Source organism: Microbacterium sp. CIAB417 (assembly GCF_022788845.1).
The window spans coordinates 379297-396719 of record NZ_JAHZUT010000003.1 but is presented as its reverse complement, the minus strand read 5'-3'; the positions used below and the strand labels follow the sequence as shown (position 1 = coordinate 396719).

Sequence of the window (17423 nt, the reverse complement as noted above, 5' to 3'; positions counted from 1 at the left end):
GGCGCACGCTCACGGCGACGCCATCGGTGGCTCATCTGTCATCCTTCACTATCCCCTCTACCGTCCTGCCATGACCGCTGTGTCCGCTCCGCCCCCCGGTTCATGGTGGACCCGTGCCGCGTGGCCTGTGGGACTCGTGCTGATCGTGATCACCGCCGCCGTCCTGACCGGATGGCAGGTGTCCGCATCGATGAGCAACTACTACGGCGCCGTCGCCATGTCGATGAGCAAAAGCTGGTCGAACCTCTTCTTCGGCGCCTTCGACCCCGCCGGCACGGTGTCGCTCGACAAGATCCCGGGCTCCTTCTGGATTCCCGCTCTCGCCGTGCGCCTGTTCGGCTTCTCACCGGCGGCCGTCATCCTTCCGAACGCCATCGCCGCCACCGCGGCGGCCGCCGTGAGCGCGTTCACGGCCGGTCGACTGGTCGGGACGACGGGTGGTCTGCTCGCGGGAGCCGTGGTGGCCACCACACCGATCCTCGTCGCGGTTGCTCGGTCCAATCAGCCGCAGGCGTTCTTCGTCCTCGCGCTCGCGCTGGTGGCGTGGGCCGCGGTTCGGGCGATCCAGCAGCGGAGCCTCGGCTGGTACCTGCTCGCCGGAGCGCTGGTCGGCGTGGCCTTCCAGACCTACATGCTCGAGGCGTGGGCGGTCTGGCCGGCGCTCGCGGCGGCCTACCTGTGCACGCGGCAGCCGTGGCGGCGCCGCATCCGGACAGATCGCGTGGCTGCTTCCCGCGACCGTCGCGGCCGTCGTGATCCTGTTCATCCTGCGGTGGCGCCCCGCGACCGTCGTGTTCCTCGGCGGGTGGTTCGCGACCGAGGTCGCGATGTTCTCGCTGGTCGCGGGAATGCACCAGTTCTACACGTCCGCGCTCGCGATCCCCGTCGCCCTCCTCGTGGCAGCGGCCTTCGCCGTCGCGCGTTCACGACGCCTCCTGTGGCCCCAAATTCTGCTCGTGGCCGTAACAGCACTCACCGCCGTCCTGATCGCGACGATGTACTCCGAGCCGAGCCCGGTCATCGCCTGGGTGCGGGCCGCGATCGCCGCGATCGCGACCCTGCTCCTCGCCCTCGAACGCAAGGCGCAGGCGCTGCGCTGGGTGACCGCCGCGGTCGCGGCGATCGCCCTCCTCCTGACACCGGCGGCCTGGTCGGTGCTGACCATCAGTGCGCCGAGCTCGATCAACCCCACAGCCGCGGGCGTCTCCCAGATGCCCAGTGGCGGCGGTGGCTTCGGTGGCGCCCGGCCCGGCGGCGGTACGACGACCGGCGGATCGGCGAGCGGCGCGAGAGCGCAACCCCCCGTCGGCGGCACGCAGAACGGCGACGCCCAGACCGGTACCCGCGGCGGCATGCGCCCCACGGGCGTGCCGGGCGGCACCACCTCTGACACGGCACTGCTGCTCTATCTCACAGAGCGTCAGGGCGATGCGAAGTACCTCGTCGCCACGTTCGGCGCGCAGTCGGCGGCGCAGCTCATCCTCGCCTCGGACGGCGGCTCCGTGCTGCCCATCGGCGGGTTCGACGGCAGCGACGACGTCCCCACCCTCGCCGCATTCCAGCAGATGGTCGCGGACGGCGAGATCACGTACCTGCTCGGCTCCGGCGCCTCGGGATCTGGAGCAGAGGGCGCCCGCTCGGCGTCGACCTCCACGACGGACATCAGCGCGTGGGTGACATCCACCTGCACCCTCGTCAGCAATGCCCCCGCGGGCGCGACGCTCTACTCCTGCGCCGCAGGATGAGCGACCGCGTCAGCCGATCTTCTGCACGAGGGCGTCGAGCCGGCGGATACTCTCGCTCTTGCCGAGCAGCTCCATCGACTCGAACAACGGCGGCGACACCCGGCGACCGCTGACGGCGACTCGGAGCGGTCCGTACGCGACGCGCGGCTTCAGGCCGAGCTCCTCGATCAGCGCCTTCTGCAGCGCCTCCTGCACGGATGCGGCGGCGAACTCCACGTGCGGCACGAGCTCGAGCGCGTTGACCGAGGCGACGAGCACCTCGCCCGCGTTGGCCGGCAGCGACGCGAGGGCGTCGTCGGCGTACTCCACGTCGTCACGGAAGAGGAAGCCAAGCAGGCCCGGCACATCGCCCAGCAGCTGCACACGCTCCTGCACGAGCGGTGCCGCGGCGGCGATGAGCGCCCGCTCGCGATCGTCGAGCGTCTCGCCGATGATCCCGGCATCGCGCAGGTACGGCAGGATGCGCGTCGCGAAGTCCTCGGGCGCCAGCATCCGGATGTGATCGCCGTTGATGGACTCGGCCTTCTTCTGGTCGAAGCGGGCCGGGTTGGGGTTCACGTCGGCGATGTCGAAGGCCTCGACGAGCTCGTCGAGCGAGAACACATCGCGATCGGGCGCGAGCGACCAGCCGAGCAGCGAGAGGTAGTTGAGCAGACCCTCGTGGATGAAGCCCTTCTCGCGCTGCAAGAAGAGGTCGGCCTTCGGGTCGCGCTTGGAGAGCTTCTTGTTGCCCTCCTCCCCCAGCACCAGCGGCATGTGCCCGAAACGCGGCACGAAGTCCGTCACGCCCGCCTCGATCAGCGCGCGGTAGAGCGAGAGCTGGCGCGCGGTCGAGGGCATGAGGTCCTCGCCGCGGATGACGTGCGTGATACCCATGAGCGCGTCATCGACCGGGTTCACGAAGGTGTACAGCGGCACACCGCCCGCGCGCACGATGACGAAGTCGGGGAAGGAACCCGCAGGGAAGGTCACCTCGCCGCGGATGAGGTCGACGTAGGTGAGGTCCTCGTCCGGCACGCGCAGGCGGTAGGCGGGTTCGCGTCCCTCGGCGCGGAACGCGGCCTTCTGCTCCTCGGTGAGCGTGCGGTCGTAGTTGTCGTAGCCGAGCTGCTTGGCGCGGCCGTTGGCCTCGTTGCGCGCATCGATCTCCTCGGCCGTCGAGTAGCTCTCGTAGGCGACACCCGCAGCGACCAGCTTGTCGAGCACCTCGCGGTAGAGCTCGTGCCGCTGCGACTGCCGGTACGGCGCGTGGGGACCTCCGACCTCGACGCCCTCGTCCCAGTCGATCTCGAGCCAGCGCAGCGCCTCGAGCAGCTGCTGATAGCTCTCCTCGCTGTCGCGGGCCGCATCCGTGTCTTCGATGCGGAAGACGAGCTTGCCGCCGTTGTGCCGGGCGTAGGCCCAGTTGAACAGCGCGGTGCGAATGAGGCCGACGTGCGGCAGGCCCGTGGGCGAGGGGCAGAACCGCACCCGGATGTCGGAGCCGGTTGCGGTCGTGGTGCGGGGATCGGGTGCGGAAACCATAGGCTCCCAGCCTACCCGCGTCGTCCCGCCGTCCCGCGGCCCACTCCCGCAGCCTGCGCGGCCTCGCCGACTGCCGCGAGCGCCAACCGGAGCGCCGGCACGCGGTGCGCGTCCGCCGCCGTCACGACGTGCAGCGTGCGCTGCTCCCCCGGCGGCAGCGGCACCGCCTGCACGCCCGGCAGCAGCGGGAACGAATCGAGAGCTAATCCCGGCAGGGTCGCCACGCCGGTACCGCGGGCCACGAGGTTCTCCACCGCGACGATGTTGTCGGTCTCGAACGCGATCCGCGGCGTGAACCCGGCACGAGCGCAGAGCTCCAGCAGGTGACCACGGCACCGAGGACAGCCCGCGATCCAGGATGCGTCGGCGAGCTCGCCGAGCTGAGCGACGGATGCGCCCACGAGCTCATGACCCTCGGGGAGCACGACGAACATGCGGTCCGCACCGAGCGTGCGTACCACGAGCCCGCGCGCGCTCTCGCCGTGCGGGTCGTTCTCGTCGCCGGGATAGCTGAACGTGAGCGCGATGTCGGCGCGATCCTCGCGCACCGCGACCATCGCCTCCGGCGGTTCCGCCTCGACGTAGGTCACCGCGAGCCCGGGGGCCGTCTCCGAGAGCGCTGCGAGCACCCGCGGCACGAGCGTGGGCGACGCCGAGGGGAATCCTGTGAGCCGCACACGACCCGAGGCCAGCCCGCGCAGCTGCGCCAGCTCGTCGGCGGCGGCGTCGATGGAGCGCGCGACCGCATCCGCGTGGCGGGCGAGCACGGCGCCGGCCTCGGTGAGGCGCACCCGGCGCCCGACGCGCTCGACCACCGGCATCCCGACACGACTCTCGATCCGGCGCACCTGCTGGCTGACGGCGGGCTGGCTGTAGCCGAGCGATGCGGCAGCCGCGGTGATGGAGCCCGTGTCGGCGATGGCACGCATTACGCGGAACGCCTGCACGGCGAGTTCGCCCTCGTCCGGATCGGCCATGCGCCGAATATATAACGTGAGCTTATGAACGCGATGCCCCTTCTGCCGTAGACCCCGACCTCGCGCATCCCGATGCTGGAGGCATGACCGCACCGCTGGATCTCACCGCCGTCCGCGCGGCCTTCGACGGCGGTCGCGGCTATCTCGCCGCCTGCACCGGCGGTCTGCCGCCGCGCGCGAGTCGCGACGCCCTCATCGCCGACATCATGCGCTCGGTCACGCACGGAGCGGATGCGGCGGCCTACTCCGTGGTCGTCGAGCAGACCCGCCAGCACGCCGCACGACTTCTGCAGGTCGCCCCGGCACGCGTGGCGATCGGGTCGCAGACCTCGGTTCTGGTGAGCCTCATCGCCGCCTCCCTGCCCGAAGGCAGCGAGGTGCTCGTGCCGGACGGCGACTTCTCCTCGCTCGTGCTCCCGTTCGTGCACCGTGGTGGCCTCCGGGTGCGCTGCGCACCGCTGGCAGAGCTCGCCGACGCGGTGCGTCCCGACACGGTGCTTGTCGCCTTCTCGCTCGTGCAGTCCGCATCCGGCGAGGTCGCCGATCACGTCGCGATCACCGCCGCCGCCCGTGCGGTCGGCGCCCGCACGCTGTGCGACGGCACGCAGGCGGTCGGTTGGCTCCCTGTCGACGCCACCGCCTTCGACGCGTTCGTCGTGCACGCGTACAAGTGGCTGTGCGCGCCGCGCGGCGTCGCCTTTCTCGCCCTGACCGAGGAGTTCGCAGCCACCCTCACGCCGCTCCACGCCGGCTGGTACGCGGGGGCCGACCCGTGGCAGTCCTGCTACGGCGACGCCGCGACGCTGGCCTCGGACGCCCGCCGGTTCGACGTCTCCCCCGCATGGCAGGCCTTCGTGGGCGCGGAGCCCGCACTCGGAATCTTCGCCAACGCCGACACGGCCGCGATCCACCGATACACGACGGGGCTCGCGGGCCGGTTCCTCACCGAGATGGGCCTGCCCGCCCCCACCAGCCCGAGTGCGATCGTGACGTGGACTGACGCGGACGCCGCCGACCTCGCGCGACTGCAAGCCGCCGGCATCACCGCATCCGGCCGCGCCGGACGCGCGCGCCTCGCCTTCCACGTCTTCAACGACGAGGACGACGTCGACCGCGCGGTGCGAGCGCTGCGTTAGGCCGCGTCTCGCCGCCTGCGCGCGAGCGGCGATGCCGCAACCACGAGCACGACCAGCGCAAGGGTGACGAACGCGAGCCCGCCGAATCCGATCCAGCCGAGGATGACTCCGGCGAGGATCGCGCCGGCGGCCCCTACGAGGTTCATCGCGAGGTCGCTGCGGCCCTGCCGGCGGGTGCGCATCGCCTCGCTGCTGGTCTCCACGAGCAGCGCCGCGCCCGCCACAGTCGAGGCGCTCCACCCGAGCCCCAGCAGCACGAGGCCGACGGTCACCGCGGCGTTCGAGTTCTGCCCCACCCCCGACACGAGGAGCGATGCGGCGAGCAGTCCCTGCCCGACCAACACGGTCGCCACCCGGCCGATCCGGTCGGCGAGGATGCCGAACACCGGCGACAGGGCATACATCCCGGCGATGTGCAGGCTGATGGTGAGCCCCACGATCGTGAGGCTCGCACCGTGATGCACGAGGTGCACAGGTGTCATGGCCATGACGGCGACCATCGTGCCGTGCGAGGCGGCGATCGCGAGGATCGCGTAGCGCGCCGGCACGGGCCGGTCGGCGCGGGCGATCCGAGGGCCCGCGCCCGCCGCATCCCGTGCGACGAGACGTTGCGCCAACAGCAGGGGGTCGGGTCGGAGCGCTGCGACGTACAGGACGACGGCGAGTACCTGGGCGACGATGGTGAACAGGTAGGGCCCCGTCAGCGGGGGCATGCCGACGAGATCGCCGAGCGCTTGCCCCGGGCCTACCAGGTTCGGGCCGAGGACGGCACCGACCGTCGTCGCCCAGACGACGACCGAGATGTCGCGACCGCGCGACGCGTCGGTGGCGAGGTCGGCCGCGGCGAACCGCGACTGCAGGTTCGCCGCCTGCCCCGCACCGATCAGCACGACCGCAACCAGGAGCAGCGGGAAGGATGCGGCCGCGACCGCGCCGATCACGAGCAGCACCCCGATCAGCGCCACCGAGAGCCCGGCCGCGAGCGCGGGACGACGCCCACGGCGCCGCGCGAGGGCCGCGAGCGGGATGGCGAACGCGGCCGCGCCGAGCGTCACGGCCGCCGTCGCCCAGCCCGAGAACGCCTCGTCACCCGACAGCTCGGTAGCGAGGATCGCGCCCAGCGAGATCGTCGCGCCGAACGCGATCCCGCCGAGGATCTGTCCGGACGAGAGCAGCCACAGCGTGCGGCGTCGGATGCGGGTCAGCTCGGCCGCATCCGGCAGCAGGTCAGCGCCCTCAGGCATCGCGCACGGTGTTGCTCAGAACGCCGATCCCCTCGACCTCGACCTCGACCTCGTCACCGGCCACGAGCGGGCCGACGCCGGCGGGGGTTCCCGTCATGATGACATCGCCCGGCAGCAGCGTGAACACCGACGACGCGTACGCGATCAGCTCGGCGATCGGGAACATCAGATCGGTCAGCGGAGCGGACTGTCGCTCGTCGCCGTTGACGCGCGTCACGACGCGCGCGGCGGATGCGGGATCGAACTCCGTCTCGATGACGGGTCCGAGCGGGCAGAAGGTGTCGAAGCCCTTGGCGCGCGACCACTGGCCGTCGCTGCGCTGAAGGTCGCGCGCGGTCACGTCGTTGCCGACCGTGTACCCGAACACGACATCGAGCGCCTTCTCCACCGGCACGTTCTTCGCGATGCGACCGATCACCACGACCAGCTCGCCCTCGAAGTCGACCCGCTCGGACTGCGTGGGACGCACGATGACGTCACCCGGGCCGATCACCGCGGTGTTGGGCTTGAGGAACATCAGAGGCTCGGCGGGGACATCGTTGCCGAGCTCCTCCGCGTGCGCGCGGTAGTTGCGTCCGATCGCCACGACCTTGGATCGCGGGATCACCGGCGCCAGCAGCGCCACATCCGCGATCGGGATGCGCTTGCCCGTGGGCTCGAAGCCGGCGAACATCGGGTCCCCGGCGAGCTGCACCAGCTCGTCGTCGTCGACGATTCCGTAAGCGATGGCGTCCTGGTGGCTGAACCGAGCGATCTTCACCCGTTCAGCCTATCCAGGACGCCCCGCTGCGGGATCAGGCGTCGAGCCGGACGAGCCAGTTGTGCGTGTCTTCGCGGCGCCCGTACTGGATGTCGGTCAGCTCCTCGCGCAGCGACAGCGCGAGCGAGCCGGTCGGCTGCTCGTCGAAGAAGTTCTTGCCCTTGAGCTGACCGATCGGCGTTACCACCGCGGCCGTGCCGCAGGCGAACACCTCGACGATGTCTCCCGAGGCGACGCCGTCGCGCCACTCGGCGAGCGACACGGCGCGGCCCTCGACCTTGTGGCCGCGGTCGATCGCGAGCTGCAGGATCGAGTCGCGGGTGATGCCCTCGAGGATCGAGTCGGACTGCGGGGTCACGAGCGTGCCGTCCTTCTTGACGAACACGATGTTCATGCCGCCGAGCTCTTCGACATTGCCGTCCTGGTCGAGGAACACGACCTGGTCGCACTCGTTCTCGTACGCCTCGGACTGCGGCAGGAGGCTGGCCGCGTAGTTGCCGCCGGTCTTCGCCGCGCCCGTGCCGCCCTTTCCGGCGCGGGAGTAGTCCTCGCTCAGCCAGATCGAGACCGGCTGCACGCCGCCCTTGAAGTAGGCGCCCGCGGGGCTCGCGATGAGGTAGTAGGCGACCTTCTGCGCCGGACGCACGCCCAGGAACGCCTCCTTGGCGAACATGAACGGCCGCAGGTACAGGCTCTGGTCGGCGCCCGCCGGCACCCAGGCCGCATCCATCTTGATCAACTCGCGCAGCGACTGCACGAAGTACGACACCGGCAGCTCCGGAAGCGCGAGCCGCCGCGCTGAGCGCTGCAGACGCCGGCCGTTCTGGTCGGGACGGAAGGTGTGAATCGAGCCGTCGGCGTGACGGTAGGCCTTGATGCCCTCGAAGATCTCCTGGCCGTAGTGCAGGACGGCGGCGGCGGGATCCAGCGAAATGGGGCCGTAGGGCTGCACGCGCGGACGGTGCCAGCCGCCGCGCATCGACCAGCAGATGTCGACCATGTGGTCGGTGAAGGCGGTGCCGAAGCCGGGGTTCTCGAGGATCTGCTCGCGCTCCGCGGCGCCGCGGGCGGCGAGGTTGCGGGTGACGGCGAACTCGAGCGGTGCGAGGCCCTGGTCGGAATCGGTGTCGAGGAGTGTCATGAGGATCTCGCTTCATCTGCGCCTGGCGGCGCGGTCACGGGCGACGGCTGCGGGCTCCAGATTACGCCTGGAGTCGCGCGATGATCGCGTCGCCGATCTGTGCTGTGGTGCGGACCGAATCGGGCCTCTCGGCGATGTCGGCCTCGACCGCGCGGGTGAGGCGGTCGGCGTCATCGCGCAGTCCCAGATGGTTCAGCAGGAGAGCGACCGAGAGGATCGCGGCCGTGGGGTCGGCCTTCTGCTGGCCCGCGATGTCGGGAGCCGAACCGTGAACGGGCTCGAACATCGAGGGGAAGTCGCCGTCGGGATTGATGTTCCCGGATGCGGCGAGGCCGATGCCACCGGTGACGGCACCTGCCAGGTCGGTCAGGATGTCACCGAAGAGGTTGTCGGTGACGATCACGTCGAAGCGGCTGGGGTTCGTGACCAGGAAGATCGTGGCCGCATCGACGTGCAGATAGTCTACGGCGACGTCGGGGTGCGCGGTCGCCACTTCGTCGACGATCCGCTTCCAGATTCCCCCGGCGTGCACGAGCACGTTCGTCTTGTGCACGAGAGTGAGCTTCTTGCGGCGACGCTCCGCCTCGGCGAACGCGAAACGCACGACGCGCTCGACGCCGAACGCCGTGTTCACGGACGTCTCGTTGGCCACCTCGTGCGGGGTTCCCACACGGATCGCGCCTCCGTTGCCGACGTACGGCCCTTCGGTCCCCTCGCGCACCACGACGAAGTCGATCTCGCCCGGGTCGGCGAGTGGCCCGCTCGCACCGGGGTAGAGCTTCGACGGGCGCAGGTTCACGTAGTGATCGAGGGCGAAGCGCAGCTTGAGCAGCAGGCCGCGCTCGATGTTCGCGTTCTTCAGGCGCGGGTCGCCGGGCACTCCCCCGACGGCGCCGAGCAGGATCGCGTCGTGCGAGGCGATAGCCGCCAGGTCATCGTCGGTGAGGGTGTCGCCCGTCTCGAGATAGCGCGCGGCGCCGAGCGAGAACCACGTGCGCTCGAAGGTCACGTCGGTACCCGCGGTGACCGCGTCGAGCACCTTGTCGGCCTCGGCGACGACTTCGGGACCGATTCCGTCACCGGGGATGACGGCGAGCTTCACGACGCGCGACATGGCACTCCTGTCTCAGGATGCCGCGGGCATCACCGCCGCGGCGAGTTACGGGATGATCCCAGCGTAGTGGCGGCGATGACCGCTGCCACGACGACCAACCCCGCGCCGATGAGCGACGTGATGCCGACACCCGCGTCGAAGGCGTGCGCAGCCGCATCCCGGAGCGCGGCACCCGTCTCGGGTGCGAGTCCGTTCGCTGCGCTCACCGCGCCTGCCAGTGTCTCGCGCGCCGCATCCGCCGCATCCGCGGGCACACCCTGCGGCACGACGAGGTTCGCGCGGTACAGCGCCGTGAGCAGTCCACCGAGCAGTGATGTTCCCAGCACTGCACCGACCTCGTACGCGGTCTCGGAGACGGCGCTGGCCGCTCCCGCCTTCGCCGGTGGGGCGCTGGCGAGCACGAGTTCGTTCGAGACCGTCTCGGCCGCGCCGATCCCGATGCCGAGCACCATGAAGGCCACCACGAGCAGTGCCACCGAGCCCGGGTCCGTCGACAGCGCGACCATGACGTAGCCGACGAACGAGAACACCAGTGCGACGGGGATGACGACGCGCGGCGAGACGCGCTTCGCGACGGGCACGACGGCGAGTCCCGAGACGATCATGAGCACCAGACCGGGCACGAGTGCAAGGCCCGCGTTCATGGGCGAGAGACCGACGATGAGCTGCAGATGCTGCGAGACGAAGTAGATGAACCCGACCAGCGCGAGCACGCTCAACAGGTTGATCAGCAGCGCGCCCGTGAACGCGCCGCGGGCGAAGAGGCGGACATCGAGCATCGGCGTCTCGGCGCGACGCTGGCGGCGCACGAACAGCACACCGAACCCGATGCCCGCCACCAACAGGGCGGCGACGAGCGAGCTCGGGCCGTGAGCCGCCGCCTCCTTGATCGCATAGACGATCGGCACCATGGTCGCCATGGAGAGCACGATGCTCACCGGGTCCACACGGCCGGGGTGCGGGTCGCGACTCTCCGGCACGAGGATCGGCGCGAGCACGAGCAGTGGGATGAGCACGGGCACCGCCATCAGGAACACCGATCCCCAGGCGAAGTGCTCGAGAAGGAACCCGCCCACGACCGGGCCGAGAGCCGCGCCGGCCGAGAACATGGCAGCCCACACGGCGATCGCGAGCCGGCGCTGATTGCGGTCGGTGAAGATGCTGCGAAGCAGCGACAGCGTCGAGGGCATGAGCATCGCACCGAAGACACCCATGACGGCGCGGGCGGCGATGAGCAGTTCGGCGTTGGGGGCGAACGCCCCGAGCGCTGAGACGGCGGCGAACCCCGTGGCGCCGATCAGCAGCATCCGACGGCGTCCGAAACGGTCGCCGAGCGTGCCCATCGTCACGAGGGATCCCGCCAGCACGAGCGGATACACGTCGATGATCCAGAGCTGCTGCGTGCTGGTGGGCTGCAGTTGCAGGGCGATCTCCGGCAGCGCGAAGCTCAGCACCGTGTTGTCGACCGCGACCAGCAGCACGGGAAGCATGAGGACGACGAGGGCCGCCCAGCCGCGCCACCCGACGCGGCGCCCCTCGGCTTCGGCGATGGCGATGTCTTGAGTCAGTGTGTTCATGTGTTTCTATACCGTCCGGCTGGTATAGTAACAGAGATGGAGCACCCGTCGTCAGTACCATCGAGACCATGAGCCGACCCCCGCGCGCCCGCGAGCTGGTGCTCGACGCCTTCGAGAGGCTTCTCGTCGCCGAGGGCGAACGCGCGGCGACGATGGATGCGACGGCCCGGGCTGCCGGCGTCTCCAAGGGCGGCCTGCTGTACCACTTCGGCTCGAAGGACGCCTTGGAGGTGGGTCTACTCGAACGTCTCCACGTCCTCGTCGAGGAGGACCTGGATCGAATGTCGGCGTCCGAGGAAGGCCCCGTCGCCTACTTCGTGCGCACATCCGCGATGAGTGACGACGCGCTCGATCGAGCCTTCGTCGCCGTCTCCCGGCTCGCCCAGGGCGGGCACACCGCCGCGGGCGCCGCACTGCGCGCCATCCGCGGCCGCTGGGCCGACGCGTTGCGGGCGCACGTGGCGAGCGAGGCCGCGCTGGATCTCGTGATGCTCGTGAGCGACGGCCTGTACTTCAACAACGCCCTCGGGGGCGATGGTGTGGCCGGCCCCACACCGACGGGTGCCGCCATGGACGCCCTGGTCGAGATCGTCACGCGCGCCGCGCGCGGCTGACGCCGCCGGCCAGACGTTTCGACTCGGCGCTGCGTGCCTCGCTCAACGACCGGCGTCGTCAACGCCGAGTGAGCACCCAATCACCGAGTGAGCACCCCATTGGATGCTCCCTCGATGAACGGATGCTCGCTCGGCGTGAGGGATGCGGGTCGCGGCCGACGCGCCTCAGGACTCGGTGATCTCGATCTGGCGGAACAGGTCGGCCTGGATGGCGGAGCCGACCTCGGCGAGCAGCTCGTCGGGCACGGGCGAGTCGACCGTGAGCACCGAGAGGGCCTGTCCCCCGGCCGCACGGCGCGCGATCTGCATGCCGGCGATGTTGATGCCGGCCTCGCCGAATCGCTGGCCGTAAACGGCCACGATTCCGGGACGGTCGGTGTACTGCATCACGATGTGGTGCTTCTCGATCGGCAGTTCGAGGGCGTGGCCGTTGATGGCGACCAGCTTCTCGATCTGCTTCGTGCCGGTCAGCGTGCCCGACACCGAGAGCTGCGAGCCGTCGGACAGCGCGCCCGCCACGGTGATGACGTTGCGATACTCCTCGCTCACGCCGTCGACGATGAGCCGCACCTCGATGCCGCGCTGGTCTGCCAGCAGCGGGGCATTCACGTAGGACACCGACTCGCTGACGATGTTCGTGAACACGCCCTTGAGGGCTGCGAGCTTCAGCACGCTGACGTCGTAGTCCTTGAGCTCGCCGTGCACCTCGACGTCGATGCTCGTGACGGGCGAGACAGCCAGGGCGGAGAAGATCTGGCCGAGCTTCTCGACGAGCGCGATGCCCGGGCGCACATACGGGTCGATGACGCCGCCGGCGACGTTGACCGCATCCGGGACGAGCTCGCCCGACAGCGCCAGGCGCACGGACTTCGCGACCGAGACACCGGCCTTCTCCTGCGCCTCGTCGGTCGATGCGCCGAGGTGCGGGGTGACGACCACGTTCGGCAGCGACAGCAGGCGGGCAGCATCGCTGTCGGCGGCGGGCGGCTCGCTCGAGAACACGTCGAGACCCGCGCCGGCGATCTCACCCGAAATCAGGGCGTCGGCCAGAGCCGCCTCGTCGATCAGCCCGCCGCGGGCGACGTTCACCACGAACGCGGTCGGCTTCATACGCCGCAGCTGCTCGGTGCTGATCATGCCCGTCGTCTCGGGCGTCTTGGGCATGTGGATGCTGATGAAATCGCTCTGCTCGAGCAGCTCGTCGAGCGTCAGCAGCTCGACGCCCAGCTGCTGGGCTCGCGCGCTCGTGACGTAGGGGTCGTAGGCGACGACACGCATGTCGAAGGCCTGCAGGCGCGCGGCGATCAGCGCGCCGATACGGCCGAGACCGATGATGCCGACCGTCTTCTCGAACAGCTCGGTGCCGGTGAACGAGCTGCGCTTCCATGCGCCGGACGCGAGGGATGCGTGCGCGGCCGGGATGCGACGCGCGAGGCTCAGGATGTGGCCGACGGTGAGCTCTGCGGCGGAGATGATGTTCGAGGTGGGCGCGTTGACGACCATGACGCCGGCGGTCGTCGCGGCCTTGATGTCGACGTTGTCGAGCCCGACACCGGCGCGGGCGATCACCTTCAGCGCGGGTGCGGCGGCGATGGCCTCCGCATCCATCCGCGTCGCCGAGCGCACGAGCACGGCGTGCGCGTCCGCAAGGGCGGGGAGCAGCGCCGCGCGGTCCGCTCCGTCGACGTGGCGCACGTCGAAGTCGGGCCCGAGGGCGTCGATCGTGGCGGGAGAGAGCTCTTCAGCGATGAGGACGACGGGCTTGGTCACAGCGGATGTCCTTTGACACATGCGGGACCGCGTGCAGAGCACGACGGCGCGAGGCGGTTGGAAGCGCGTCGCGGGCGGGCCGGCCGCGCACTTGTCAGCCTACTGCCCCGACCCCGGTGCCCCCGACCGTGTGACGGGACGTTGGGCCTTCGGATGTCAGGCGTTGTAGAGCGAGGGTGTGACCGACGCGTAGGCGAAGATGTCGAGCCAGAAGACGGCGACCAGACACAGGCCGAGCAGGAGCAGGAGCGCGAACGGCCCCGCCTTGCGCCGCCAGCCGAGAGCGAAGCAGCCCGCGAACACGAGGATGGGGAACAGTACGGGAAGCAGCAGCACGAACCAGCCGTACCCGGTGAGCCCTGCGTCTCCCCCGGCCTGCTGCAGCAGGAATCCGAGCGCCGTCCACAGCGCGAACGCGAAGAAGAGGGCGGCGAAGCCGGCGATCGTGACGATGAGCCAGACCGGCATCGCGACCCGTCGCGCAGCTGTCGTGGCGCTCATGCTCCCACTCCCGTCGTGAGGAACGGCCAGGGCAGCAGCACCACGGCGCCGACGACCAGGGCGATGATCCGCAGCCAGATCGGCCGAGAGCGTGTCAGCACGAGCGCGGTGGCGAACCAGACGGCGGGAGCGGCGATCGCCAGGATCCAGGCCGCGATGTGCGCCGCGGGGTTGATGAACAGCTGCGCGACGAACTGCAGGCGCGATCCGCCGAGGAACCACCCGACGGCGAGCAGCAGGTAGATCCCGCCGAAGACACCGAGCGTCACGAGCGCGACGTTGCTCATCGGCGCCGGATCGACGTCGTCGGCGACGGATGCGGGTGCCGCATCCGTCTCGGCGCTCGGCCGGCTCGCGGGAGCGGTCTTCAGATCCGATTCCGAGGGGGATGCGGCCCGTCGAGGCGCCACCTGCGGGGCGAGCGTCGGGTCGTCGTCACCGTCCCAGCTGAGTGCGTCGTCGTCGCGCGAAACCATGCCTCGACCCTACCTCCTGGCACGGCGAAGGCCCCGGGATCACGAGGATCCCGGGGCCCGGACGCCCGGAAGGGGATTCAGGCGTCCTGCGTCGGACGGGCGGGCTCAGTCGCCGCATCCGCCGCAGCTTCGGCGTGCGCACGAGCCGCGCGCACTTCGTCGAACGAGGTGCCGTAGTAGGCGGCCTCCATGAGGGTGCGCATGTCCGCGAGCAGCGGCAGACGCGGGTTGGCCGGAGCGCACTGGTCGCCGTAGGCGGCCATGGCGAGCTCGTCGAGGCGCCCGATGAAGTCGCCCTCGGCGACGCCCTGCGCCTGGAACGAGCGCTCGATGCCGACGGCGTCGCGCAGCTTCTCGACCGCGCGGGCGTAGCTCTCGACGCCCTGCTCCGGGGTGTCCGCCTTCAGCCCCAGGTGCTTGGCGATCTCCTGGTAGCGCTCCGGTGCGATGTAACGCTCGTACTTGGGCCAGCTCGTGACCTTGCTGGGCACGCGTCCGTTGTAGCGGATCGCGTGCGGCAGATAGATCGCGTTGGTGCGGCCGTGCACGAGGTGGAACTTCGAGCCGGTCACGTGCGCCATGGCGTGCACGATTCCGAGGAACGCGTTGCCGAACGCCATGCCGGCGATGGATGCGGCGTTGTGCATCTTCTCGCGAGCCTGCAGGTCGGCGGCGTCCTTCGATCCCGCGGGCGCCTGGGTGGAGCGCACGATGTTCTCGAAGATCAGCTTGATCGCGTGAAGCGCCAGGCCGTCGGTGTAGTCGTTCGCGTAGACCGACACGTACGCCTCGGTCGCGTGGGTGAGGGCGTCGAAGCCCGCATCCGCTACGAGGAAGGCAGGCAGCGCCGCGGTCAGCGTCGGGTCGATGATGGCGACCGACGGGGTGAGCGCGTAGTCCGCGAGCGGGTACTTCATGCCCGTGGTCTCATCGGTGATCACCGCGAAGGGGGTCATCTCGCTGCCGGTTCCCGACGTGGTCGGCACGCAGACGAGCTTCGCCTTGGCGCCGAGCTCGGGGAACTTGAAGGCGCGCTTGCGCACGTCGAAGAACTTCTCGCGCATGTCGGAGAACTGCACGTCGGGGTTCTCGTACAGCAGCCACATGACCTTCGCCGCGTCCATCGGCGACCCGCCGCCGAGGGCGATGATCGTGTCGGGCTGGAACTCGCGCATCTGCGCGGCCCCGGCCTGCACGCTCGCCACGGTGGGCTCGGGCAGCACCCGGTCGATGATCTGCAGGTGCACGGGCGTTGCCCGACGGTGCAGGATGTCGACGACCCGGTCGACGAAACCCATCTTGGTCATCGTGGCGTCGGTGACGATCGTGACGCGGTCGATGTGCTTCATGTCGATCAGGTAGCGCAGGGCGTTCGGCTCGAAGTAGGTCTTCGCGGGGATCTTGAACCACTGCAGGTTGTTGTTGCGCCGACCGACGCGCTTGATGTTCAACAGATTCACCGCCGAGACGTTGTTCGAGACCGAGTTGTGACCGTAGGAGCCGCAGCCGAGGGTCAGCGACGGCATGAACGCGTTGTAGATGTCGCCGATGCCGCCGAGCGCCGAGGGGGCGTTCTCGATGATGCGCACGGCCTTGACGCGATCGGCGAAGTCGGCGATCACCGCAGGGTCGTTGCTGTGGATCGCGCCGGAGTGGCCGAGGCCGTCGAAGGCGACCATCTGTTCGGCGAGGTCGATGCCCTCCTGCGGGTTGCGGGCGTGCAGCACGGCCAGCACGGGGGCGAGCTTCTCGCGCGTCAGCGGCTCGTGCGGTCCGACGCCGGAGACCTCGGCGAGGATGATCGACGTGTCCGCGGGCACCTCGAAGCCGGCCTGCTGAGCGATCCATGCGGGCGACTGTCCGACGACGGATGCGTTGAGCTTTGCGTCGGCGCAGTTGGCACTGTCGGCGGCCACACCGAAGATGAACTCCTCGAGCAGGCGCTTCTCGGCCGGCGTCGCCATGTAGGCGTGCAGGCGGGCGAACTCCGCGAGGGCTTCCTTCGCGATCGGAGCGTCGAGGATCACGGCCTGCTCCGAGGCGCAGACCATGCCGTTGTCGAACGACTTCGAGATCACGATGTCGTTGACCGCGCGACCGACCTTCGCGGTGCGCTCGATGAAGGCGGGCACGTTGCCGGCGCCGACGCCGAGGGCCGGCTTGCCGCAGGAGTACGCCGCGCGGACCATGGCGTTGCCACCGGTGGCGAGGATGAGGGCGACACCGGGGTGGTTCATGAGCTCACCCGACGCCTCCATCGACGGCTCCTCGATCCACTGGATGCAGTCGGCGGGCGCGCCGGCGGCGATGGCTGCATCGCGCACGACCGTCGCAGCAGCCACGGACGAGCGCTGAGCCGACGGGTGGAACCCGAAGACGATGGGGTTGCGCGTCTTCAGCGCGATCAGCGACTTGAAGATCGTGGTGGACGTCGGGTTGGTGACCGGCGTCAGGGCGCACACGACGCCGACCGGATCGGCGATCTCGGTGATGCCGGTGAGCTCGTCGGTGGAGATCACACCGACCGTGCGCTGGTTGATGATCGAGTTCGTGACGTGTTCGCACGCGAACATGTTCTTCACGGCCTTGTCCTCGAACGTGCCGCGCCGCGTCTCTTCGACGGCGAGCACCGCGAGGTCGGCGTGGTGGCTGAGCGCTGCGACCGACGCCTTGCGGACGATCTGGTCGATCTGCTCCTGGGTGAAGGATGCGTACGCGGCCAGAGCTTCTTGGGCCCGGTCGACGAGGGCATCGATGACGACAGACATCGGAACACTCCCACTCTGCGCGGTCATTCGCCGCGCGTCATGGGACCAGATTATGAATTGGTCAGACCACTACCCA

Annotated in this window: 14 protein-coding genes and 1 pseudogene; 4 read left to right on the top strand and 11 right to left on the bottom strand. The window is 69.8% G+C overall.

Annotated elements, in window-relative coordinates; genetic code table 11:
* Window positions 1-70 precede the first annotated feature (70 nt).
* Together KYX17_RS14225 and KYX17_RS14220 are read left to right on the top strand one after the other, a co-directional pair.
* Window positions 71-655, top strand: a pseudogene (locus KYX17_RS14225) (ArnT family glycosyltransferase); the annotation flags it as partial.
* Between the two features lie 97 nt (window positions 656-752).
* Window positions 753-1745, top strand: a complete 993-nt coding sequence (locus KYX17_RS14220) for a hypothetical protein (RefSeq protein ID WP_243228226.1) — start codon at window positions 753-755, stop codon at window positions 1743-1745.
* Window positions 1746-1754: 9 nt separating this feature from the next.
* Here KYX17_RS14220 and gltX read toward each other — a convergent pair whose 3' ends face one another.
* Window positions 1755-3269 (bottom strand): glutamate--tRNA ligase, encoded by a 1515-nt coding sequence (gene gltX / locus KYX17_RS14215; protein WP_243227631.1) that lies wholly within the window; start codon window positions 3267-3269, stop codon window positions 1755-1757.
* 11 nt (window positions 3270-3280) lie between these two features.
* On the bottom strand, window positions 3281-4246 hold the full coding sequence (locus KYX17_RS14210) for a LysR family transcriptional regulator (protein WP_243227630.1): 966 nt from the start codon (window positions 4244-4246) through the stop codon (window positions 3281-3283).
* A gap of 83 nt (window positions 4247-4329) precedes the next feature.
* Here KYX17_RS14210 and KYX17_RS14205 point away from each other — a divergent pair, with 83 nt between their 5' ends.
* Window positions 4330-5382 carry an aminotransferase class V-fold PLP-dependent enzyme gene (locus KYX17_RS14205; protein ID WP_243227629.1) on the top strand — a complete coding sequence of 351 codons (1053 nt, stop codon included), beginning with the start codon at window positions 4330-4332 and terminating at the stop codon, window positions 5380-5382.
* Here the strand turns inward: KYX17_RS14205 and KYX17_RS14200 are convergent.
* From KYX17_RS14200 to KYX17_RS14180, 5 genes are all read right to left on the bottom strand, one after another.
* Entirely contained in the window at window positions 5379-6626 is a 1248-nt protein-coding gene (locus KYX17_RS14200; protein WP_243227628.1) for an MFS transporter, read from the bottom strand. The two genes, KYX17_RS14205 and KYX17_RS14200, sit on opposite strands and share 4 nt — an antisense overlap.
* On the bottom strand, window positions 6619-7386 hold the full coding sequence (locus KYX17_RS14195) for a fumarylacetoacetate hydrolase family protein (protein WP_243227627.1): 768 nt from the start codon (window positions 7384-7386) through the stop codon (window positions 6619-6621). The genes KYX17_RS14200 and KYX17_RS14195 overlap by 8 nt, the downstream gene beginning before the upstream one ends.
* Window positions 7387-7420: 34 nt before the next feature.
* Window positions 7421-8527: a branched-chain amino acid aminotransferase gene (locus KYX17_RS14190; RefSeq protein ID WP_243227626.1), complete on the bottom strand. Its 1107-nt coding sequence runs from the start codon at window positions 8525-8527 to the stop codon at window positions 7421-7423.
* A gap of 61 nt (window positions 8528-8588) precedes the next feature.
* Window positions 8589-9641, bottom strand: coding sequence for a 3-isopropylmalate dehydrogenase (locus KYX17_RS14185; RefSeq protein ID WP_243227625.1), 1053 nt, complete (start codon window positions 9639-9641; stop codon window positions 8589-8591).
* A 29-nt stretch (window positions 9642-9670) separates the two neighbouring features.
* Window positions 9671-11218 carry an MFS transporter gene (locus tag KYX17_RS14180; protein WP_243227624.1) on the bottom strand — a complete coding sequence of 516 codons (1548 nt, stop codon included), beginning with the start codon at window positions 11216-11218 and terminating at the stop codon, window positions 9671-9673.
* A 68-nt stretch (window positions 11219-11286) separates the two neighbouring features.
* On the opposite strand from KYX17_RS14180, the gene KYX17_RS14175 reads away from it, so the two are divergent.
* Entirely contained in the window at window positions 11287-11832 is a 546-nt protein-coding gene (locus tag KYX17_RS14175) for a TetR/AcrR family transcriptional regulator (protein WP_243227623.1), read from the top strand.
* 165 nt (window positions 11833-11997) lie between these two features.
* On the opposite strand, the gene serA is transcribed toward KYX17_RS14175, so the two are convergent.
* The 4 genes from serA to adhE form a co-directional block, all read right to left on the bottom strand.
* Entirely contained in the window at window positions 11998-13602 is a 1605-nt protein-coding gene (gene serA / locus KYX17_RS14170; RefSeq protein ID WP_243227622.1) for a phosphoglycerate dehydrogenase, read from the bottom strand.
* Between the two features lie 156 nt (window positions 13603-13758).
* Complete coding sequence (locus tag KYX17_RS14165; protein ID WP_243227621.1) at window positions 13759-14103, bottom strand: bacitracin resistance protein; 345 nt, start codon at window positions 14101-14103, stop codon at window positions 13759-13761.
* The gene (locus tag KYX17_RS14160; RefSeq protein WP_243227620.1) at window positions 14100-14579 is read right to left on the bottom strand and encodes a DNA polymerase III subunit gamma/tau; all 480 of its coding nucleotides are present in this window, start codon (window positions 14577-14579) and stop codon (window positions 14100-14102) included. The genes KYX17_RS14165 and KYX17_RS14160 overlap by 4 nt, the downstream gene beginning before the upstream one ends.
* Window positions 14580-14656: 77 nt before the next feature.
* Window positions 14657-17347, bottom strand: coding sequence for a bifunctional acetaldehyde-CoA/alcohol dehydrogenase (adhE, locus tag KYX17_RS14155; protein ID WP_243227619.1), 2691 nt, complete (start codon window positions 17345-17347; stop codon window positions 14657-14659).
* Window positions 17348-17423 lie beyond the last annotated feature (76 nt).

Excerpts from the sequence above, each read along its gene's own strand:
- KYX17_RS14175 (WP_243227623.1), top strand. The coding sequence starts at position 11,287 with ATGAGCCGACCCCCGCGCGCCCGCGAGCTGGTGCTCGACGCCTTCGAG.
- adhE (WP_243227619.1), bottom strand. The coding sequence starts at position 17,347 with ATGTCTGTCGTCATCGATGCCCTCGTCGACCGGGCCCAAGAAGCTCTG.
- KYX17_RS14185 (WP_243227625.1), bottom strand. The coding sequence starts at position 9,641 with ATGTCGCGCGTCGTGAAGCTCGCCGTCATCCCCGGTGACGGAATCGGT.
- KYX17_RS14190 (WP_243227626.1), bottom strand. The coding sequence starts at position 8,527 with ATGACACTCCTCGACACCGATTCCGACCAGGGCCTCGCACCGCTCGAG.
- KYX17_RS14165 (WP_243227621.1), bottom strand. The coding sequence starts at position 14,103 with ATGAGCGCCACGACAGCTGCGCGACGGGTCGCGATGCCGGTCTGGCTC.
- KYX17_RS14200 (WP_243227628.1), bottom strand. The coding sequence starts at position 6,626 with ATGCCTGAGGGCGCTGACCTGCTGCCGGATGCGGCCGAGCTGACCCGC.
- KYX17_RS14180 (WP_243227624.1), bottom strand. The coding sequence starts at position 11,218 with ATGAACACACTGACTCAAGACATCGCCATCGCCGAAGCCGAGGGGCGC.
- KYX17_RS14205 (WP_243227629.1), top strand. The coding sequence starts at position 4,330 with ATGACCGCACCGCTGGATCTCACCGCCGTCCGCGCGGCCTTCGACGGC.
- KYX17_RS14160 (WP_243227620.1), bottom strand. The coding sequence starts at position 14,579 with ATGGTTTCGCGCGACGACGACGCACTCAGCTGGGACGGTGACGACGAC.
- gltX (WP_243227631.1), bottom strand. The coding sequence starts at position 3,269 with ATGGTTTCCGCACCCGATCCCCGCACCACGACCGCAACCGGCTCCGAC.
- KYX17_RS14210 (WP_243227630.1), bottom strand. The coding sequence starts at position 4,246 with ATGGCCGATCCGGACGAGGGCGAACTCGCCGTGCAGGCGTTCCGCGTA.